The sequence below is a fragment of the Clostridia bacterium genome (genome assembly GCA_034926675.1).
Classification (GTDB): domain Bacteria; phylum Bacillota; class DTU025; order DTU025; family DTU025; genus JAYFQW01.
Genome location: JAYFQW010000035.1, coordinates 19,407 through 41,104, shown reverse-complemented (window position 1 = coordinate 41,104; position 21,698 = coordinate 19,407). Strand labels below are relative to the sequence as shown.

Below are 21,698 nucleotides of genomic sequence, written 5' to 3'. Positions count from 1 at the left end.
GAGCTGGCTGCGGTTGCGAATGCACGACCGCTGGGCGGGGCATCTTGGTCGGTGAAGGCTGGCTTGGATGCTCCGCGCCTATCGTTTCTACCGGCTTCGCGGCTGTCTGGAGTCTCCTTGTGCTCCGCCGATTCTCAGCAGGGCAATCAGTGTTGCGGGGCGTATATATGATCATGGTGTCATCTATCACTTGGTCCTGGCTGGGGCGTGTGGAGGCGATGGCGGGTGACATGGACAGATGCGGCTGACCACTCCGCGCATTCTCGGGGGGACTGTGCTGCGCCCCAGGTTGATGGCGTGGACGCGCTTCGCGTCTACTGTCTCGGCGTATTCAGGGTAGTGCGGCCAGGCGACACGAGCCCAATTGGTGTGGGTTCAACGCAGAAGGCATGGGCGCTTTTCAAGTATCTCGTGTCGCGGCGCGGGACTGCGGCGCCAACCTCTGAGATAATCCGGGTGTTCTGGCCCAAGAGCGACAGCGACGACAACACATCCCAGCTGCGCACGACGCTCTCCAGGCTCAAGAGCATGCTGGAGCCTGGCAGTAGGTCCTACTCTAGGTCCAGCTATCTGACGTGCGCCAGGGATGTGTGTGCATTCAACCCGTCCGCGAAGGTGTGGATCGACGTCGAGGAGTTTGAACGCACCTGCGCTCATGCACTCAAGCTCAGAGCGTCGGACGAGGCTGCGGCGGGCAACCTGTTCTGCGATGCTCTCGAGTTGTACAGGGGCTATTTCCTTGCTGAGGACCCATATTCTGACTGGACCGTGGTTCCACGGGAGCATTACCGCAGGCTGTTCATGGAGTCGTCCAAGGAGGCCGCGAGGATTCTCATGGGCGCATCCGACTGCACAAGGGCAAGGGCTGTCCTGCAGCACGCTTTAGCTGAGGATAGCTTCGCAGAGGAGCTTCACATTCTCTATGCTCGGGCGCTCATGGGTCTAGGCGACTGGACTGGCGCTGCGGACCACTATTCGTACAGCACCGGCCTTCTTTACCGGGAGCTTGGGATCAGTCCATCGGAGGAGTACAAGCAGCTCTACCAGGATCTCCGTGAGCACCAGCCCGCGCGGACCTGCAAGCGTACAGGTTCAGACCGGGCTGAGCCAGACCGAAAGGCAATGGACCAGTCCGCGCGGACCTGCAAGCGTACAGAGCTTGAGGAGATGCTCATCTCAGTTGGTGATGCGCCCGGTGCACTCAAGTGCGATGTGGAGGTCTTCCACCAACTGCTGGCCCTGGAGAGAAGGCGAGTGGCAAGGACGGGCGAGGAGTCCTCTGTTGTTTTCGTTACCGTTGGATCGAGCGACTCGTCGGACCAGCCTGATCTAGTTGGAAACGGTGCAGCCCTGGATAGGATCGAGGCGGCGTACAGCGGCGCCCTCCGAAAGGGCGATGCGGTGTGCAGGTTTGACGATGCCCACCTCGTCTTTCTTCTCACCTCCACCGATCTGCGGGGCGCAGAGATAGTTGCAGGCAGAATTCGGGACCTCGCCTCCACTGATCCTCAGTTGCTCGGAGTTATCGCTGATGTGACGACCCGGGCTCTCGATCCTGTCAGGTAGGCGGATCACGCGTACATCCGTTGCTCTCCCCCCGGCTTTCAGCGCCTCTCCTTTCAGTTCCGGCTGCTTCTGCCGAACCAATGCAACATTCCTGCAACATTCCCGTGGATAATACAAACTGAACTATGTGACTGCCGAATCCGCTCGAAGGGTGTTGGCGGACTTGAGTAAATCTCGAATTTCCAGAGTCGCAGTCCCGCTGATGCTCTTGCTCGCCATGGCGAGTGTGCCTGCATTGGCAGCGACAGGCTGTATTGTGGCGAATCCTGCGTCGGTGCAACTGGCTGTGAATGGGCCTTTTTCGGCGGTGGGAGATGGGCCCGTGCAGCGGGTATCAATGACTCGCTTGCCCTCATTGTACTGGATATTAGTGGGAGACGTCCGCATGGAAGTGTCGCCCCTCAGTGACGGCGGCGGGCACGTGATTCCAGTGGGCTCGATATGGGCGAGGCACAGGTACAGCAACCAATTCGCGAAGTGCAATTTCAACACAACAATCATGAAATACGCTGATGACGAATCATGGTTCGATGTCACTGTTGCACCCGAAGTTGCGAGCCTCGCCCCTGGCACATACACCGGCTCGATCAGGCTCATAGTGGACCACGTGTTCCTCGGGTCCGTCGATCACGCCGAGATTCCCTTCTCTGTGGTGATCTGGCCCAGATGGAGTGTGAATGTGAATCTCGCGCAGCTCGAGTTCGATGTTCCGCAGCCAGGCGTTTACCAGGCGACGAGCCCAGCGATGGTCACGGTGGAGTCGCCGAACGCGCAGTGGTCCGTGAGGGTCTCTCTGAGCGCAGTGGCCAACGTGCAGCACCCGGAGGCGGTGATCGGGCCGGAAGCGATGCGAGTGAGGCACACCATACCATGGAACACCGGAACACCGAGCCAGTGGTTCCAGATGGGGGAACTGCCCACGCTGCTCTTCTCTGGAGCCCAATACATGGCGCCTTTCGCAAAGCTGGAGTTCTCTATTGAGACTGATTACTCAGTGATGGCGGGGGAGTATCGGGGAGAGCTGGTGTTCACCCTGGAACCGCAGTAGATGTCATCTCGCCGCCGTGCGGCGATAGGCATATTGCTACGTAGAACTCAGATGAAAAGGAGATCGATCCACAATGAAGAGAACAGTGATGACTATCCTAGCGATTGTGGCCCTGGCTCTGATATCGACTTCCGCATTTGCGGCCCCCAATGGAGCGCCTCCGGTGAGCCAAACCCTTCCGGTTAACATCAATGTGGCCAAGGCGGCCCAGATATCGTTCACAAGCGCGTCCCTCGATGCCACAATCACCCCCGACGGCCTTGGTGATTTTGCGGTGGGCGCGAACTCCTCGTCGTTTAGCCTCAAGACGAACACCCCAGTGAAGGTGACGGCTACCTCAAACCTTTCCACCACTGTGCTGAATCCTCTGGTCGAGTATGTGTTCACTTATGGATCATCTGTCGCCAAGAGCGTCCCCGTGAACGAGAGCACAGGTGTGGAGCTCACTGGGCTTGTTTACACCAAGGCCACCTATGGGACCACATCGGGCGCGTTCTCTATTGCGAAGAAGAGCGGCGCGACCTGGACAGACTGGTATGAACTGCTCTCCCAGGCCTACACCGGCAACCTCATCCTAACTGTCGCGGCAAACTAGGGTTCCCCAGTTTTCTGCGGGCAGGCGAGAGTGGGGCGGATCTGCCTCCACTGGTCTGCCCTTCGCGCGAGTGTGCGCTCAGGACATTCCTATGCAAGGTGGTATGCACGTTGCGGATCAGTTGCAGGTTTGCACGCTTTCTGACGGTGGCGTTCGCTGTCGTGATCGTGCTTGTTCTTGCGGAAGGCCATTCCACAGCCGCAGGCATCAGACCTCTGGTATTGGATCTAGCGGTGAACCCAGGCGACACTGCCGAGTTCGAGCTGTTCCTCACGCCAGGAGACAAGCAGGAGAGAGTCGAGTTCACACTGTATCGCCCTGTTCAGATGCAGAACGGCAATCTCGGGTATGAGCAGGCTGATTCCAAGACGTATCCGCCTTCGGCATGGGTGAGCTTGCCCAAGTCCGCCGTATCCACTCCAGGGCAGGAGACTCGGGTCGCAGGCAGCGTGAGGATTCCCTACGACGCCGCCGGCTCAAACATCGTGGTGATCATGGTGGAGCCGGAGTTTGCGAAGAAGGACACGGGCGTGAGCTTGCGAGTTAGGTACGCGGTGCGCCTGAATATCCGCGTGGATCGACCTGGCCAGAAGCCTTCAGCTCAGGTCAGCAAGTTGGAGCTTGCCAGGGGCGAGCAGGGAGAGCCAGTGGTGAGGGCATTGATCAGGAATGCATCTCCAATGGACTACCTCACCTCTGCTGAGGCAACGATTCGCGACTCGAAGAAGAGGCTTGTCGAGCGCGTAGAGGTCAAGCCTGAGGGATCGTGGACCTCGAACATCTCAGAGCCGCGTCTGTATCCGTACGCTGAGGTTCTCTACTACGGCATGCCCAAAGAGCCACTGCCTCCAGGGGATTACGAGCTCAGGCTATTCTTCCGGTACGCGTCGGGATTGCAGATTACTGAGGTCAAGAGCGTTCAGGTGAAGCCCGGCGATTTTGTCTACCCAAAATCCTCAGTGTTGTCGACGAAGGTGACTCCAACCGAGATCGAGTTCGAGGCCAGGGCAGGCGCTGTGACAAGCAAAGGCATCAAGGTGGAGAACCGAGCTTCCAGCCCCATCAAGGTGATCTTGGAGCCTGCTGAGATCGAAACCGACTACCCCAGATCGATATTCAGTGCAGCCGATGTGGAGGTCAGGAACGGCGCCTCCTTCCAGCTATTGGCTGGGCGGGCTGCCACCGTAGTGCTTACGGCAAGGCTTCCCAAGGATGTTGCGCCAGGCGGCTACTATGGTCTTCTCAGGGTCAAGTCGATCTCACCGGATGGACGGCTCCTCGAGGAGACGACAGTGGACCTCGCAGCCATCGTGCCCGGGAAGGCTGCTCGGGCTGTGGAGGTCGCCAGTCTGAATGCAGACCGCACTGGTGCAGAGGCGCTGGTGTCGATGGTGATCCGGAACTCGGGAGACGTCAGGTTGTCGCCAAAGGCCACTCTGGTTCTGAGGCCAGCAAACGGAAATGCGACCTTAACCAGCAGACTTACTGTTGAGGGAGCGGATCGCCCAACGGTTCTGCCCGGCCGTTTTCTCACCCTCTCGGGGCTCTTGTCGGGGGTGGCGCCGGGCAAGTACACGGCAGAGATCAGGGTGTACGAGGATGAGGCGCAGATCGGCGCAAGCTCGTTCGAAATAGTGATTAAGTGAGCAAACGGTTTCTGGGATAGGGGTTGATCGTCTTGCGCAGTGGCAACGTAGCCGCATTCATCATTCTCGTGGCAGTTCTACTTGGGTCTTCGTCAATGTCGCCAACGGGCATTGCTTGCGCTGCACCTACATCCGCGCCCCTTGGCTCGCCGGAATCCGGGGTGGCCGAAGGCTCGGGGGAGCATGCGGATGCAAGCATCACTGCCACGTTTTTCGACACCGACATCCGCGAGGCCATAGCCGAGCTGGCGCTGCAGGCTGACGTGAACATTGCAGTGGATCCGAGCGTCACCGGCACTGTAAGCCTCGATCTCATCGATGTTCCGGTTGAGCGTGCACTTCGCTTGGTGCTCGCTGGAGGAGGCTACGCATTCCGGCGCGTGGATGACTTCTACATTGTCGGCCTTGCCGATCCGAGAAACAGAGTCTTCGGGGACCTCGCTGAGGCGGAGGTGTACGTCTTCAAGAGCATAAGCGCCTCTACTGCCAGGTTCCTTACACCCACTGCTTATGAGCCATTCGTGAAATTCGACTCCGAACGCGATATCGCAGTGATATCAGCGCCGAGAGAGACCATCAACAGGCTTGTGGCGTTGTTCGACAAGATCGACGCTGACCGCCCTCAGATCAGGGTCAAGGCGCTGGTCACCGAGGTCAGGAGTGAGGTCGTTCGGGAGTGGGGCATCGATAGCTTCCAGTGGGAGCTCGAGCATGGGCAGGCCGTGAAACCGGACTGGACCGCCCTGCTGAGCCTGGCATCGGGATCGATCGGCCTCGACACTGATGTGTTCGGAAGGATCGCTGCAAAGATCCGGGCGCTTGAGCGCGATGACAGGGCGCGTGTGAACGCCGATCCTGTGATCATCATCTCCGATGGGAAGACGGGCTCGCTCTTCGTGGGCGACAGGTACAACCTAGTGATCGGTTCGGAAACAACCACAACGCCGCGCGTGGAGAAGATCGAGGCCGGAACTGAGCTGAAGGTGACGCCCCGGGTCAGGGGCCAGCAGATAGAGCTGGAGCTATCCCAGAAGGTGAGTTACTTCACCGACAAGTCCACATTCGGCCCTGTGGTGCGGGCGGCGGAGTTCAGCTCGGTTGTGCGGATCACTCCCGGACAAACCCTGCTCATAGCTGGGCTTTCCGGCAAGGACCTTTTGGACCGAGAGACCAAGACGCCCGTGCTCGGGGATATCCCTCTGATCCGTCTCCTGTTCAAGAGGGCTGAGAAGCAGCAGGTGGAGAATGAGCTTCTCGTCTTCATCACGGCTGAGGTTGTGAAATAGCATGAGGGCCTCGGAGCAAGCCCCCAAGCATGGTTCCATGCGGGCCTGCCGGGAATTGGCTGCCATCGTGCTGGCGGCGCTGCTGTTGCTGTCGGCAGCTTCCCACGCATTTGCCTCGGGCGGCGATCCCATCGGCCTTGCGGCGGTTCTGTACGAAATTGAGGTAGTTGATATCGCCAGCGTCTTTGGGCCTTCGGCCGCGAGGGAGATTGCTGCATCGCACCTTGATGAGGCGCATGGCATCCATTTCGCCATCGCCCCTGGCAGTGTTGGGCTCATGGGGAACGTGGGTCCGCACATCCTTCCGGAAACGACGACGGCTCGGGAAGAGTCGGAGCGTAAAGCCAGGTTCATCGTGCTGCAGGGCGGCAAGGCTCGTTTCGCATCAAGCGTCACCAGGTACACGCATGGGATGCCAGTCACCGATGAGTACGTCATCGAGCTTGTCCTGCTCGGCCTTGACGCTGCTGCCGGGCAATCGCGCACTCGGATCACGCTATCCAGTGGCGGATACAGGACGGATGGGGTCACTCAGGAAGTAGCCCTCGGTGCGGGCGAGCGAACGCTCATCGCTGTGGCGCGTGCCGCATTTGCCGGGCAGGCTGCATCCGCGTCCGGCGACGCGACGGATGGCCATCAGGCCGAACAGGCCGAATATAGGGAGTTTGCAGTGCTGCTGACAGCGATGCCTGTGAATCCGGGCGATGCTGAGCATCCATCCGCGGTGCTCTTTGCCGCCGACGCTTTCGGGCTGTCGTCTGCGTTCGATCGCAACCTCGGCCCGCGTACGGGCGAACAAGGAGCGCTTGCGAGCGCCGCTGGAGCTGGGGTTCAGATGATCCTGAGCTCTGCCGGAACCCTCAGCTTTGCTGCATACGCGCCCACTGGGCTTGAGCCGGGCTCTTCCTTCGAACTCCGAATGGGAAGCAACGTGGGCCCCGGCGGCGCGAAAGCGCTGATGCTAGGCCTCTCAGACCAGGTAGAGGTGGCCAAGTGGCTTCGCTTATGGGCGCGATGGGATCCGGTGGGGCTTGTGGCAGAGGGTTCCGAGGATTACGCAGCAGACGGCGCTGGCGGCGCAGGCAGCTCAGGCGGCGCCGATGAGCGTTTTCGGGTGTATCGGGGCCTGGGGGTGTGGGAGGCAGGAGCAACCGCGTCTTTTGGATCGGACCGAGCAGAAGGAGCCGAACCAGACCGGCGTGAGGGCATGCTGCTGACTGCTTCGGCTTCAATACTGGGCGATCCCGGCCTGAAGGGCATCAGGGTCACCGGGGGGTTCATCTTCCCGGGCGGGGTCGGGCTGTCGCTTGGCGCGGTACGGAGCATCGGAGCTGGGTCGGTCACTGGAAACGACCACAACGCAGTGACCTTTGAGGCGGGCATAGGGTTCTATCGATAGTGCGCGGCGTAAGCCCGCACATTGGTTCATATTCTGATGGGGGGCAGGGGCATGGCGCGTATCGGGCATGTCATTGCATGGAGAGGGTTCGAGGCCGCATGTGTGATGCTGGCGGCACTGCTCCTTGCGGGTGGGTCGGCATGTGCTGCACTCTCGTCGGCAAGGCCCGCCCTTCCTCCAGGCGCTGCTAGCTCAAGCCTGCCGGTGAGGGTGTTTGTGCCTGAGACTGTGATCATGATCCTCGATCGATCTCTGCTGACGTTCTCGGCAGAGGATTTTCTGACAGGGGAAGAGACCGTGGAGGGACGGACAGCCCGGAAACCGTCTTCCATCGTCGCGGATGTCCGCGGGAATGTGCCGTTTGTCGTGTCCGTTGCCGCCGACGAGGAGATGCTGGTCTCGCCCAATGGAAACCGGATCCCCGTAAGCCAGATGAAGGTGAGGCGATCCAGTTCCGGGCAGTTCATTCCTCTCTCAACTCAGTCTACGCAGATCTACGAGAGTATGGGCCCAGACTGGGTGAAACTGCCCATGGATTTCCAGATGGACATCACCTGGCAGGATACTGCAGATAGGTACGGCGTAACCATAGTGTTCACTGTTGCCAAGGCGTAGTGCCCGACGCTGCTTCACACGACCCTGAGCAGGATTGCACTCATGGCAGGCAGGGCGATTTGCGCTTGACCGCCGGATTCGCCGCCCCAGGCCTCGCCATCTGTCTTCTCCAAGCTTGCTCCTGCATATGAGTACAAAGCTTGAAGCGGTCGCCCAGCCCATTTTGCGAGGCTTCCGGTTGCGGCCCCGAGCGATTCATCGAGAGCCTTCAATCCTATCTCAGCCCGCTCATCCGAGTTGTTCATGGCAACGATCATGCAGGTGCGCGAGTCCCACCTGGCGTAGGCGAGCGCGGATTCCCCGGCGATCAGGGTGATGCACCGCCCGCGCCTGAGCAATGTGAACCTCTTGCGCAGCGCTGCCAGGGCGCGGAAGTGGGCCAGCAGTTCCGTGTTCCACGAGGCCTCGTCCCATGGCATGCACCTTCTGCAATCAGGGTCATCGAGGCCCTCGATTCCCACTTCATCCCCGTAATACACGTATGGCGCCCCAGCACAGGTGAATTGGAACATGGCGGCCAGCGCGACTCGACGGGCGTCTCCTCCGCACATGGTCAGTATCCGCGGCCTGTCGTGGGAACCGAGTAGGTTCCAAAGCGCCTGCCATACCTGTGCCCTGTAGCGAACTTGCAGTGATGTCAGGCGGTCTGAGAACTCCGCGGGGCTGATGTCGCGGCGGGCGAAGAACGCCAGGCACGCCTCGCGCCAGGGGTAGTTCATTATCGAATCCATCTGGTCTCCGCGCAGGAAGGGCGTTGCGTCGTGCAGGACCTCCCCCACGATCAGGGCATCTGTGTCGATGGCTCGGATGCGTTTTCGGAACTCCCGCCAGAAGCCTGGATCTACATCATCTCCGACGTCCAGGCGCCACCCGTCGATCCGGAGTTCCCTCGTCCAGTGCTCCGCGGCGGATATGAGATGCTCGCGCACCTCCGGGTTATCTGTGCGCAGCTTCGGCATCTGCCACACATCGGTTCCGAATGTCTCGTAGTTGCCTTTGGGGCCTGATCTCACCGGAAACTCATGAATATTGAACCAGCTCGCATATGGGGATCGTTCACCATTCTCCCGGACGTCCTTGAAGGCAAAGAAATCCCAACCGCAGTGGTTGAAGACTGCATCGAGCATCACCCGGATTCCCCGTTCGTGGCATGCGCGAACAAGGTCGAAAGCCGCATTCTCATCACCGAACGCCGGGTCGATGGCGAAGTAGTCGGTGGTATCGTACTTGTGATTCGATGGCGCCAGAAATACCGGAGTCAGGTACAGGCATGAGACTCCCAGGGAAGAGATGTACTGCAGCCTGCTCTGAATCCCAGAGAGGTCGCCTCCGGCGAACGAATGCGGGGTGGGCCGGGCGCCCCACGGCGCGGCGCCTGGGGGGTTGTTGGACCGATCGCCATCTGCGAACCTGTCGACGAAGATCTGATAGACTACTGCATCGCGAGCCCAGGCAGGTGGATTGTCAATCTCAGGATGCCACCAGACGTAGGGATAGTGGAAGCACCATGCCCAGGGCTGATGCTTCGGGACCTCCTGAGCGAATCCCCCCTCGCCATAGTGAACCGCCTTGTTGCCGTCATCTAGAATGAAGTAGTACTGGAAACGGCCGTATTTCAATCTCATTCGGGCAGTCCAATACTCGAACAGAGAGTCGTGTCCGAGAATAGCCATGCTAATGCGCGCAGGGCGCCGACGTGGTGAATACCGATCCGTGAAGGCAAGCGTCACGCGGCTGAGGTCACCGCGGCCTGCTCGGAGCACCAACTCTATTTCATCTTGCCCGATTGGGTATGCCATGGGGTCGTGCGGCAAATGCATCACTGAGTGGAGATCCATAGATCCCGCTCCTTACTCTTATACTTATAGCGAAGCAAGATGTGATGTATCGTTCACCTTGTGCAGTATGTATCCTAGGTCAGTGCACTGAATCAGGTTTATGCAGCATGGATCCTGCGATATGTTCCAGAAGCTTGACACAGGCGCTCCCACCATGTGAAGCAGTAGGAGCTTTGCTACAACTCGATGTGACACGATGGCGATTGAGTCTCCTTGTCCGTGTGATGAGATGATGGAGGAGAGGGCATCCGTGGAGCGGCGCGAGACGTCGGAGAGGCTCTCGCCCCCAGGGAACCTGAACAGCTCGGGGCCGGTTTGCCAGGCCACGAACTCAATGCCATACTCGGAGCGAACGCGCTTGACGGGGAGCCCCTCCCACAGCCCGACATCGATATCGTTGAGTCCGTCCACGGTCTCAACTGGGAGGCCATGTGGCGCAGCTATGGCTCGGGCGGTTTCGACTGTGCGCGACAGGGGGCTTGCGTAGACCGCACATAGTCCGCTCCCAGATAGCGCACGGCCGGTCGCGGCGGCCTGAGCTTCACCCGAGTCGTCGAGGTGTATGTCCGCCCGTCCGCGGAAGACCTCATCTCGGTTGTGGTGCGTGTCGCCATGCCTGATGATGAATAGTCTCATCCGATTAGCACCTTCTCCTCCGCCAGGTGTACGTTAACTGCGGCCTTCTTGCGTTGGGCCAGAGCAACCATAACAGTGAGAGGACCCACGCGCCCCATGAACATGGTCGCGATGATCAGAATGCGTCCGATGTCGGTGAGGTCCGGCGTGATCCCCATTGTGAGCCCGACTGTCCCGAATGCGGATGTGGTCTCGAAGAGAACCTGCAGGAAGGTTGCCTGCTCAGTCACTGACAGGATCATGGTCACGCCCGAAACCAGCGCAAGCGCGAGCGTGGCTATGGTTATCGCCTTCATTATGAGATCTCTGGGGATTCGCCTGTCGTAAAGCTCCACCTCGTCATAACCTCGGACAGTGCTTGCGATCGAGGCTAGCAGCACGCCAAAAGTAGTAGTCTTGATCCCGCCTCCCGTGGAGCTCGGAGAGGCGCCGATGAACATCAGGACGACCATGAGGAAGAGCGTGGCATGTCGAAGTTGCCCGATATCGAGGGTGTTGAATCCCGCGGTTCGGGGAGTCACCGACTGGAAGATGGCCCCGAGCAGCCGTCCATCCCATCGCAGAGGCTTGAGGGTGCCGGGGTTCGTGAGCTCGAGCACGAGTATCCCGCCTATGCCCACGAGAAGCAGCAGGGCAGTAACGCTGAGTGCGAGTTTCGTATGAAGCGAGAATCTGTTTCCATGCTTGTGCCCAACGAGTTCGATTATCACGGGAAAGCCGAGGCCTCCCAGGATGATCAAGGAGCAGATGGTGAACACCACCGTGGGATCGGCCTCCCAGGATGTGAGGCTCGTAAACGGGCCGGTTATGATCCCGAACAGATCAAATCCTGCATTGCAGAATGCGGATACCGCATGGAACACTCCAAAGTAGGCCGCCTTCGCCAGTGGCATCACAGATGAGAACCGTATAGTCAGAATCACGGCGCCAACGCCTTCGACTATGAAGGTAGTGAGAAGCAGATACTGAGTAAGGCGGACTAGGCCCGCCATGCTGAACTGATTGAGCGATTCCTGCAGGAACAGCCTCCCGCGCAGGGTGATGCGCCTGCCGAGGACCAGGGCGATCATCGTTGCAAGGGCCATGAAACCGAGACCACCCACCTGAATGAGGAGCATGATCACGACCTGACCGAATACCGAGTACTGGGTGGCGGTGTCGACCACAACCAGCCCAGTTACACAGGTCGCCGAGGTCGCTGTGAAAATCGCATCTAGGAAACGGAGACTGTGGCCATCATTGGAGGCCACAGGCATGGAGAGCAGGATCCCCCCGAGGAGAATAACGGCGGCAAAGCCTGCGACGAGAGCCTGCGACGGGTTGAGCTTCACGCGCCTCACCTTGTCGGCCAGGGCGTTATCTGTGCCCATTAGGGTAAAACACCCCTTTCGAACGCCACCAATCCTATCACCTACTGCGACTCCTTGTCAATTTGTGCAAATGAACGAACCACGAACGTCGAACCCCACTTGACCCAGTGCAGGCCCCATGGTAGAATTCAAAAAGCGACATGGTGGGTGTAGCTCAGGTGGCTAGAGCATCAGATTGTGGCTCTGAGGGCCGTGGGTTCAAGTCCCATCACCCACCCCATAAGCTTCCCAGCCTCGGGCGAGTATGCTCGGGGTTTTTTCATCTTGGCGGCTCTGGAGATGGCCACTGGATCGCGGGATGTCCCGCGGCGGAGGCCCCTAATGGCCCCTAATGGCATTGTATGGAATTGGCCAATATGGTACAATCTAATGCGAGCGCACCACCTGAGGCCTACCTCTTGGAGGGAGTCACATGGTTCCTGATTACTCTGAGATTGTCAATAGCATCGTCAGCCAGTTTGGGGCGGATCTCAAGGCGATCATACTATTCGGAAGCCGCGCACAGCGCGAGGAGACCAACGAAAGCGATGATGTGGATCTTCTCATCATTGCCGATAACCTTCCGGCAGGCAGGGATCAGCGCAGACGCCTGGCCATAGCTATGCACGGCGTGGGAGAGCACATGTGGAGGGTGTCGCCAGTCCTCCTCACCCCTGAGGAACTCGAGATGAACCTTGATAAGGATGCACCGCTCATGTTCGGGCTGTGCGAGGGCCACAGGGTGCTGTTTGGCCAGGTCCCAGCGGTCAACGATTTCTGCAGCAGGATTGCCAGGGACTACGAGTACCAGAAGGAGTGGCGGGCGTGGATTTCAAGGCGGCATACCTAGCCCACGCAGAGCAGGACCTCAAGGCCGCCACGGTCCTCTACGATGCTGGGATCTACGGCCTTGTGCTGTACCACTGCCAACAGGCTGCGGAGAAGGCGGCGAAAGCGTACCTTGCGGACCGCGGCGTGATAACTGGCAAGACCCACGTGGTGTCTCCGATAATGCGCGCCAGGCTCCTTCACGGTGACCCGGTTCCCGAGGTTCAGCATCTCGTGGAGTGTGTGGATGAGCTCGAGGAGTATGTGTCTGATGTCCGATACCCGTACGAGGTCCATAGGGGGGAGTACAAGCCCCCGGATGACGTGTATTCCAAAGGTATGGCCGACGAGGCGCTCACTATGGCGAGGAATGTGGTAGACGCCGCTAGAGTCGCAGTTGAGACCGACTGATGTCGCTTTACACCCCTATGCGGTTATGCTATACTGTGTCGCAGGCATGATGGGGGGGCGCCCGTAGCTCAGCTGGATAGAGTGACGGACTTCGAATCCGTAGGCCGCAGGTTCGAGCCCTGCCGGGCGCGCCAATTTACGGCACAGAGAGGTGCATCAGGGGTACATATAGGGCATGATCAGTCCTGCCTCGGTTGTGGCCATGCGAGCCGCCTGCCGGGGCATGCTTTTTGGTAGCGTCGATTTGGCAAAGGAATCGTCCGAGGTATCGTCGAATAGGTTACCCGAAGGACACCGCTCGATCCAAGGCATTCAGCTGGAACAAGTCCTTGCGCAGGTTGCGGTGAGCCGATGCTCGGGGGAACGAGGTGCATCATGTACAAAGGCAATGTAGTGAGTATCGAGGCAGGGCTGGCAACGATCGAAATATCCGTAAGCCCTGACGCCCTCCGAGAGGCATTGGGCAGCGCCGCCCGTAGGCTAACGTCGAGGGTCAACATTCCGGGTTTCCGTAAGGGGAAGGCGCCAAGGGCCATCCTCGAGAGGTTCGTTGGCAAGGAAGCGCTTTACGACGAGGCGATCCAGGCATTCGCGCCCGAGGCGTACATGCAGGCTCTTCGCGACAATGACCTGACTGCGCTGGAGGATCCCAGTTTCGATGGGCTTGAATCGGCAGATCTTGAGAACGGCGAACCGCTCACATTCACTGCTAAGGTGACCGTGAAGCCTGAGGTCAAACTAGGCGACTACACTGCGATTAAGCTAGACCGCGAGCAGCGTGAAGTCACCGATGCTGATGTGGAGCGGGTGTTTGAGAACTGGCGTCAGGAACGGGCGGAGTTCGTTCCAGTTGAACGGACCACAGTTGAGCAGGGAGATCTGATCACAGCCGACCTGCATGGTTCGGTGGATGGCAAGGAGATTGACGAGCTTTCCGATGATGACGTGGAGTTCGAGGTAGGCTCGGGTTTTCTCGTTGACGGTGTCGAGAGCGGACTGATTGGGGCTTCGCTGAACGAGCCGAAGGAGATCACCGTGAAGCTCCCTGAGTCGCACAGCAATGAGGATCTTCGTGGGCGCGATGCTGCCTTCAACGTTGTTGTTAGGGATATTAAGGCAAAGCAACTGCCTGATCTCGACGATGAGTTCGCTCGGGACATGGGTGGCGCGGGGAGCATTGATGAGCTCCGTGAGAAGGTGCGCCATTCGCTTATCCACAGAGCATTGGACGATTCCGTGTCTGACCTTGGAGAGCGAGCATTGGATTCCCTCGTCACAACCTCCGAGGTGGAGGCGCCGAAACTCCTGGTCGACCGCGAAGCCTGGCGCGCCGTAGGACGCGTGCGGGATCGTGTGGTTCAGCAGGGCCTCACATGGGAACAGTATCTTCTGGCGAAGAGCACGTCGGAGCAGGAGCTTGTGAAGGAATTCGCAGAAGGCGCCGGAGTATCCGCGAAGAAGAGGCTGGTTGTTGAGGCTGTCGCAAAGAGGGAGAGCCTACTGCCTACTGAGGAACAGGTGACCTACGCGGTGATGATGCTCTTCAGGTCCTATGGCAATCCGAGCAAGGCGGACCTGCGAAAGCTGGCTTCCGACCCAGAGACCCGTGATGACGCAGCTTATCTGCTCACCTACCAGAACGTGCGCGGGTTCCTCGGGCATACATGCGATGCCAACCCGGAAACCGCACACTGCGATGGATGTGATAACGAGGATCATGGCCGCGACCACGAGCACGCGGAGGGTGATGACCACGGCATCCCCAACGAAGAGTAGGGAGGCAGTTGCATGACTCTTGTACCAATTGTGGTTGAGCAGACTAATCGTGGCGAGCGCGCCTACGATATCTACTCCAGGCTTTTGAAGGATAGGATCATCTTCGTGGGCGGCGAGATCGATGATACTATGGCGAACCTGATAATCGCGCAGATGCTATTCCTGCAGGGTGAGGATCCTGAAAAGGATATCAACCTGTATATCAACAGCCCGGGCGGGTCTGTCACAGCCGGGCTGGCAATATACGATACTATGCAGTACGTGAAACCCCAGGTCTCTACGGTATGTGTTGGGCTTGCGGCAAGCATGGCTGCAGTGCTGCTTGCGGCTGGCGCTCATGGCAAGCGTTATGCCCTCCCGTACTCCCGGATCATGATGCACCAGCCTGCTGGGGGCGCCCAAGGGCAGGCCACTGATATCGAGATCCAGGCCAAGGAGATTCTTCGGATCAAGGGGATTCTCCACGAGATCCTGGCGAGGCACACTGGGCAGCCTGTCGACAGGATAGAGCGCGACACTGATCGCGACTACTACATGTCGCCCGTCGATGCCAAGGAGTACGGCATTATCGACAGCATCTTTGAGGGCAAGGCCGGCAAGCCATAGCCGAGAGGTGGTAGCATGTTCAAATACACCGATGAAAAGGGCCAGCCTAAATGCTCCTTCTGCGGGAAGCAGCAGGAGCAGGTCAAGAAACTCATCGCAGGGCCTGGAGTGTACATCTGCGATGAGTGCATTGAGCTGTGCAATGAAATCGTAGACGAAGAAATAGGCGCCGAATCCAGCGGGGATTTCGGCGAAATCCCCAAGCCCCACGAGATCCGGAGCTCACTGGATCAGTACGTGATTGGGCAGGATGAGGCCAAGAAGTCTCTTTCGGTTGCGGTATACAACCACTACAAGCGGATCAACGCCGCATCCAAGACCGACGACGTGGAGCTCCAGAAGAGCAACATCCTTCTGCTTGGCCCCACTGGGTCGGGCAAGACGCTCCTTGCTCAAACCCTGGCGAAGATCCTGAATGTGCCGTTTGCCATCTCTGATGCAACATCCCTTACAGAGGCAGGGTATGTGGGCGAGGATGTGGAGAATATTCTGCTCAGGCTCATACAAAATGCCGACTACGACATCGAGCGAGCTGAGAAGGGCATCGTCTACATCGATGAGGTGGATAAGATCGCCAGGAAGTCGGAGAATCCTTCGATTACTCGGGATGTCTCGGGCGAAGGCGTGCAGCAGGCGCTTCTCAAGATTCTCGAGGGCACTGTAGCAAGCGTTCCTCCGCAGGGAGGCCGCAAGCACCCTCATCAGGAATTCATCCAGCTCGACACCACTAATGTCCTGTTCATCTGCGGCGGGGCCTTTGAGGGCCTCGAGAAGATGATCGAGAACAGGGTGGGCCGCAAGACACTTGGATTCGGCTCCGAGCTCCGACCCAAGATCGACCGGCTGATAGGCGACATTCTCCGCCAGACAATGCCGGAGGACCTGCTCAAGTTCGGACTGATCCCCGAGTTCATAGGCAGGCTCCCGGTGGTGGTTCCCCTCGATGCTCTTGATGAAGCGGCTCTGGTGAGGATCCTCACTGAGCCCAGGAATGCCCTGGTCAAGCAGTACCAAAAGCTGTTTGAACTGGATGGAGTGGGCCTTGAGTTCACATCGGATGCCCTCACAGCCATAGCGTCGAAAGCAATCGCAAGAGCGACAGGCGCAAGAGGCCTCAGATCCATCACTGAGAAGCTGATGCTTGACGTCATGTATGAGATACCAGGCCGTACCGATGTGAAAAAGGTGGTCGTTACCAAGGAATCAGTGGAAGGCAAGGCCCAGCCCGCACTTGTGCTGGTTGAGAAGAAGCCTGCCAGGAAGAAAGAGGAGACCGCCTGAGGCCTGGCGTCGATAAAATGCCTGCTATATCCCGGTGTGGCGCCTGTGCCCGCCGGGATAGTTGCTTTTTCGAGGGGCATGCTACACCGTGGATGGGGGGCGAGCCACGGTGAGCAATATTGGGGTCCTTGGGCTGATTAACCTGGTTTTCGCCGCAGTGATCGGCCTGTATTTCTGGAACCTTCTCCGTGCGCAGCAAGGATCGAAATCTGCTGTGGACCGCGAGTCCCGCCGCGAGATGGAGAAACTCCGTGAGCTCCGCGCCATAAGCCTCACCAAGCCCCTCACGGAGATGACTCGGCCCACGTGCCTTGAGGATGTGATCGGGCAGGCTGACGCGATCCGAGCGCTCCGGGCTGCGCTATGCGGGCCAAACCCCCAACACGTGATCCTGTACGGTCCGCCTGGGGTGGGAAAGACCGCAGCTGCCCGTGTGGTGCTGGAGGAGGCCAAGAAGTGCAGCCTCTCCCCTTTCAAGGACCACGCGAAATTCGTGGAGATCGACGCAAACACGGCCAGGTTCGATGATAGAGGGATAGCGGATCCGCTCATAGGGTCAGTGCATGATCCCATCTACCAGGGGGCCGGGCCTCTGGGGATCGCGGGAATACCCCAGCCCAAGCCTGGAGCGGTCACGAAGGCCCACGGCGGAGTCCTGTTTATCGACGAGATCGGTGAACTGCATCCGGTTCAGATGAACAAGCTTCTCAAGGTGCTCGAAGACAGAAGGGTATTCCTGGAATCTGCATACTACAGCTCTGAGGATGCCAGCATTCCCCAGCACATCCACGACATCTTCACTAATGGCCTTCCGGCGGACTTCAGGCTCATCGGAGCTACCACAAGGTCGAACCAGGAGATACCTCCGGCGATACGTTCGCGCTGTCTGGAAGTATACTTCAGGGCGCTTTCGCCGAGTGAGGTTGGCAAAGTTGCTTCGGGGGCTCTCGACAAACTCCATATGCAGGCACAGGAGGGCGTCCTCGACATCATCATGAAGTATGCCCAGAATGGGCGGGACGCCGTGAACATGGTGCAGCTCGCTGCGGGTGTCGCTATTACCGATGGCCATCAGATGGTGCTTCAGTCGGACATGGAGTGGGTTGTGGAGAGCGGTCGGCACTCCCCAAGGCCTGAACGAAGGATCCCTGACAAGCCCGCTATCGGCGTAGTGAACGCGCTTGCTGTGTGGGGAGCGTCGATGGGCGCTCTAATCGAGATAGAGGCATCGGCTTCTCCGGCGATAGGCGGCAAAGATCCCTGCGCGTTCACCGTTACTGGAGTCGTGGATGAGGAGGAGCAGGGGGATGGCTCGAAGGTAATCCGAAGGCGCAGCATGGCGCGGAGTTCGGTCGACAATGTGGCCACTGTGCTTCGATCTAGGTTCGGAGTCGACCTATCTAGCTACCACATACATGTGAACTTCCCAGGTGGAGGCCCTGTGGACGGGCCGTCCGCAGGAGTGGCAATGGCAATCGCGGTGCTATCGGCGGTCAGGCGCACGCCCGTGGATAACAGGATCGCTATTACGGGTGAGCTGTCGATATTAGGAGCGGTGAAGCCTGTCGGCGGAGTGCCCGCGAAGATCGACGCTGCTGCGGCGGCGGGGGCATCCAAGGTACTCATACCCGCGGAGAATTGGCAGGATAGGTTTGCGGACAGGGCGGATATACAGGCAGTAGCGATCAGCGACATCTCCGAGGCAGTCGCTCTCGCTGCCAAATGCGCTGATGACGCACCCCTGGGGCTTCCCCACGATCTAGTGGTCTTGCCTGGCGTTGCCGCCTCATCCCTGTCTTCTGTGACCCCAGCGAGCCCAGTGAGCCCTGCTGTGTCGGCAACCCAGACGAAGACGACCGTGGCCGCGACGCAGGTTGCTGTTGCAACAACCAGATAGCTCTGTTCCCGACATGAGATACTGACACGCACTGGATGTTGGGCGCCCCGAAGAGGGACGCCATTTTTGTTACCCCAGCTACACCACACTTTGGATTCCGTGACCTGCATTTCCTGAAGGAGTATGAAGGCAGGAGGAGAATAGGTAGCGTGCAATCAGGAGGTGCATAGACCCGTGGCTAGAGCGGAAGAGACGAAAACTGGGGACGACACAGCAGGACAGAGAGTGCTGCCACTTCTGCCTCTTCGGGGTGTCCTGCTTTTTCCTGGAATGACGATACCCCTAGAGGTAGGGAGAGATAGATCCGTCGCTGCCCTTGATGAGGCGATGTCAGGCGAGAAGCTCATTCTCCTTTCCGCTCAGAAAGCTGCTAGGATAAACGAGCCTTCACCAGATGACATATTCAGCCTTGGGACGATTGCAGAGATCAAGCAGCTGGTCCGACTGCCTGATGGGACGGTGCGGGTCGTCGTGGAGGGCATGGAACGCGCAAGCATACTCCAGTATGTCGCGTCCGATCCATGCTACATGGCAAGGGTCAGGCGCCTGGCCACCGAGGAAGAGCGCGGAATGGAAGTTGAGGCTCTCTCTAGGAACGTAATGCGGGATTTTGAGCAGTACGTGAAGATATCCAAACGGATACCTGCGGAAATCGTCGTGTCGGTGGCAGGAACAGATGATCCTGGGAAACTTGCTGACGATATCGCGGGCCATCTTCCTCTTCGCGTGGAAGACAAACAGTCTGTTCTGGAATCGCTCAACGTAAAGAGCAGGCTTGAGACGCTCTCGGTGCTCCTATCGCGTGAGGTGGAAATCCTCGAACTGGAGCGCAAAATACACCAGCGAGTACGAAAACAGATGGAGAAAACGCAAAAGGAATACTATCTCCGTGAGCAGATTCGGGCAATCCAGAAGGAACTGGGCGAAAAGGACGAGAAGGCCGCGGAGGTAGACGAGCTGAGGCACAGAATCGATGAGTCGAAGTTGCCCTCCGAGGCTCTCGATCATGCAGTGCGGGAACTGGACAAGCTAGAGCACATGCCGCCTATGGCTGCGGAGTCAGTTGTAGTGCGCAACTATCTCGACTGGCTTCTGTCCATACCGTGGGGCGTGCGAACTGAAGACCGTCTGGATATCGTGGCCGCCGAGAAGATCCTGAATGAGGATCACTGGGGGCTGGAGAAGGTCAAGGAGAGGATACTGGAGTTCCTGGCCGTGAGGCAGCTCGCAGATAGCCTGAGGGGTCCGATCCTCTGTTTGGTCGGCCCCCCCGGAGTGGGCAAGACATCTCTCGGGAAATCCATAGCCCGAGCGCTTGACCGCAAGTTCGTGAGGTTCTCCCTCGGCGGAGTGCGTGACGAGGCGGAGATCCGTGGGCATCGGCGCACATATGTGGGCGCTATGCCTGGCAAGATAGTTCAGATCATGAAGCAGGCAGGCAGCATGAACCCTGTCATCCTTCTGGATGAGATCGACAAGATGTCTGCCGATTTCCGAGGCGACCCGTCGGCAGCCCTGCTTGAGGCGCTTGACCCAGAGCAGAACTGCGAGTTTGGAGATCACTACATGGAAGTCACAGTAGACCTGTCAGACGTTCTGTTCATCACGACGGCAAATAACCTGTACTCGATCCCTCGCCCGCTGCAGGACAGGATGGAGATCATATCGATTCCAGGCTACACAGAAGAGGATAAACTGCAGATTGCCCGCAGGTTCCTCATTTCGAAGCAGGTGCGGGAGAATGGCCTGGAAGCCGATGCTGTTGCTGTGGGCGATGATGTGACCCGCGAGATCATCAGGCTGTATACTCGGGAATCCGGGGTTCGCGGCCTGGAGAGGCAGATAGGTTCGATCTGCCGCAAGCTGGCGCGCGAGGTGGTGGCAGGCGCGAAGGGGCCGTTCAACGTGAACAGTGGGAACCTTCAGAAATTCCTGGGCGTTCCGCAGTTCAGGTATGGCGTCGTGGATGCCGACGACAAGGTCGGTGTGGCCACCGGGCTTGCGTGGACTGAAACAGGTGGGGATATCCTCGCGATAGAGGTATCGGCGATGAAGGGCAGCGGCAAACTGATGCTCACCGGGAAGCTCGGAGAGGTAATGCGCGAGTCGGCGCAGGCCGGATACACTTACGTAAGGTCGCGAGCCCGTGAGCTTGGGATTGCTGAGGATTTCTACGAGAAGGCGGACATCCACATACACATCCCGGAGGGAGGGATACCAAAGGACGGGCCTTCGGCAGGCATCACAATGGCGACCGCACTGGCGTCGGCGCTATCTGGCGTTCCTATCAGGAGCGATGTAGCCATGACAGGCGAGATCACCCTCCGCGGACGTGTCCTCCCCATAGGAGGGCTCAAGGAGAAGGCTCTCGCGGCGCGCAGAGCCGGCATCCGTACAGTCATCATACCTGAGGAGAACCGAAAGGACGTTGAGGAGATCCCGGAAAACATCCGGTCGGATATGCACTTCGTAGCGGTTGCCCACATGGATGAGGTGCTTGCAGTCGCCATGACTCATCGAAAGTCAGCTGATCGAGAGGGCTTAGGCATGAACAGTGCGGACACAGGAGAACCGGTGGGCCCTCCCATCAAGATTCGCCCTCAGGACATGTTGCCTCCGCCAGTCCCCCATCACCATCAGCCGCCAGTGTCGTGCTGAGCGAGCGCGGCAATGCAACGGGATCAAACAGCGCAACCCATCAGGGTTGCGCTGCTGTTTTGAGATGATGTGCTGATGCAGTTTGTCTCTACTCTCTGAAGGAATTGACGGCACGGAATCGAATCTACACCAATGAGTATGCACGAGTGCATATACATACGGTTTACTGCATTCACGGATCGTCCTCTTGGCGCAGGCCAGTGGATGCAGTTGCCCCTTCTTGTGTACCATAACCCTACGCAGGGTATGCATGAAGCGGTGTG

17 protein-coding genes and 2 tRNA genes are annotated in these 21,698 nt (G+C 58.7%); 16 read left to right on the top strand and 3 right to left on the bottom strand.

Going from position 1 to position 21,698, the window contains the following annotated elements:
* Positions 1-225: 225 nt before the first annotated feature.
* The 7 genes from VB144_09590 (at position 226) to VB144_09560 (ending at position 8,155) form a co-directional block, all read left to right on the top strand.
* Positions 226-1,566, top strand: a complete 1,341-nt coding sequence (locus VB144_09590) for a BTAD domain-containing putative transcriptional regulator (GenBank protein ID MEA4883885.1) — start codon at positions 226-228, stop codon at positions 1,564-1,566.
* Positions 1,567-1,729: 163 nt separating this feature from the next.
* Positions 1,730-2,614 (top strand): hypothetical protein, encoded by an 885-nt coding sequence (locus tag VB144_09585; protein MEA4883884.1) that lies wholly within the window; start codon positions 1,730-1,732, stop codon positions 2,612-2,614.
* A gap of 73 nt (positions 2,615-2,687) precedes the next feature.
* On the top strand, positions 2,688-3,209 hold the full coding sequence (locus tag VB144_09580; GenBank protein MEA4883883.1) for a hypothetical protein: 522 nt from the start codon (positions 2,688-2,690) through the stop codon (positions 3,207-3,209).
* A 110-nt stretch (positions 3,210-3,319) separates the two neighbouring features.
* On the top strand, positions 3,320-4,855 hold the full coding sequence (locus VB144_09575; GenBank protein MEA4883882.1) for a hypothetical protein: 1,536 nt from the start codon (positions 3,320-3,322) through the stop codon (positions 4,853-4,855).
* 32 nt (positions 4,856-4,887) lie between these two features.
* Positions 4,888-6,141 (top strand): secretin and TonB N-terminal domain-containing protein, encoded by a 1,254-nt coding sequence (locus tag VB144_09570; GenBank protein ID MEA4883881.1) that lies wholly within the window; start codon positions 4,888-4,890, stop codon positions 6,139-6,141.
* 55 nt (positions 6,142-6,196) lie between these two features.
* Positions 6,197-7,540 carry a hypothetical protein gene (locus VB144_09565; protein ID MEA4883880.1) on the top strand — a complete coding sequence of 448 codons (1,344 nt, stop codon included), beginning with the start codon at positions 6,197-6,199 and terminating at the stop codon, positions 7,538-7,540.
* Between the two features lie 51 nt (positions 7,541-7,591).
* Positions 7,592-8,155, top strand: coding sequence for a hypothetical protein (locus VB144_09560; protein MEA4883879.1), 564 nt, complete (start codon positions 7,592-7,594; stop codon positions 8,153-8,155).
* A 14-nt stretch (positions 8,156-8,169) separates the two neighbouring features.
* On the opposite strand, the gene VB144_09555 is transcribed toward VB144_09560, so the two are convergent.
* From VB144_09555 to VB144_09545, 3 genes are read right to left on the bottom strand one after another with little or no spacing between them, the layout of a single operon-like run.
* Entirely contained in the window at positions 8,170-9,993 is a 1,824-nt protein-coding gene (locus VB144_09555) for a glycoside hydrolase family 13 protein (GenBank protein ID MEA4883878.1), read from the bottom strand.
* Between the two features lie 24 nt (positions 9,994-10,017).
* Entirely contained in the window at positions 10,018-10,629 is a 612-nt protein-coding gene (locus VB144_09550; protein ID MEA4883877.1) for a histidine phosphatase family protein, read from the bottom strand.
* Positions 10,626-11,999, bottom strand: a complete 1,374-nt coding sequence (locus VB144_09545; GenBank protein MEA4883876.1) for a TrkH family potassium uptake protein — start codon at positions 11,997-11,999, stop codon at positions 10,626-10,628. Before VB144_09545 ends, VB144_09550 begins: the two co-directional genes overlap by 4 nt.
* Before the next feature lie 143 nt (positions 12,000-12,142).
* On the opposite strand from VB144_09545, the gene VB144_09540 reads away from it, so the two are divergent.
* The 9 genes from VB144_09540 (at position 12,143) to lon (ending at position 21,435) form a co-directional block, all read left to right on the top strand.
* Positions 12,143-12,219, top strand: a tRNA-His gene (locus VB144_09540).
* Positions 12,220-12,411: 192 nt separating this feature from the next.
* A complete protein-coding gene (locus VB144_09535; GenBank protein ID MEA4883875.1) occupies positions 12,412-12,828 on the top strand; it encodes a nucleotidyltransferase domain-containing protein in 417 nt (138 codons plus the stop codon).
* Positions 12,804-13,217: a HEPN domain-containing protein gene (locus VB144_09530; protein ID MEA4883874.1), complete on the top strand. Its 414-nt coding sequence runs from the start codon at positions 12,804-12,806 to the stop codon at positions 13,215-13,217. Before VB144_09535 ends, VB144_09530 begins: the two co-directional genes overlap by 25 nt.
* 57 nt (positions 13,218-13,274) lie before the next feature.
* Positions 13,275-13,351 (top strand) — tRNA-Arg (locus VB144_09525).
* 241 nt (positions 13,352-13,592) lie between these two features.
* Positions 13,593-14,993, top strand: a complete 1,401-nt coding sequence (gene tig / locus VB144_09520) for a trigger factor (protein ID MEA4883873.1) — start codon at positions 13,593-13,595, stop codon at positions 14,991-14,993.
* 12 nt (positions 14,994-15,005) lie between these two features.
* Positions 15,006-15,599, top strand: coding sequence for an ATP-dependent Clp endopeptidase proteolytic subunit ClpP (gene clpP, locus VB144_09515; protein ID MEA4883872.1), 594 nt, complete (start codon positions 15,006-15,008; stop codon positions 15,597-15,599).
* Positions 15,600-15,614: 15 nt separating this feature from the next.
* Entirely contained in the window at positions 15,615-16,880 is a 1,266-nt protein-coding gene (clpX, locus tag VB144_09510; protein MEA4883871.1) for an ATP-dependent Clp protease ATP-binding subunit ClpX, read from the top strand.
* Positions 16,881-16,989: 109 nt separating this feature from the next.
* Complete coding sequence (gene lonB / locus VB144_09505) at positions 16,990-18,777, top strand: ATP-dependent protease LonB (protein MEA4883870.1); 1,788 nt, start codon at positions 16,990-16,992, stop codon at positions 18,775-18,777.
* A gap of 174 nt (positions 18,778-18,951) precedes the next feature.
* On the top strand, positions 18,952-21,435 hold the full coding sequence (gene lon / locus VB144_09500; GenBank protein ID MEA4883869.1) for an endopeptidase La: 2,484 nt from the start codon (positions 18,952-18,954) through the stop codon (positions 21,433-21,435).
* Positions 21,436-21,698: the final 263 nt, after the last annotated feature.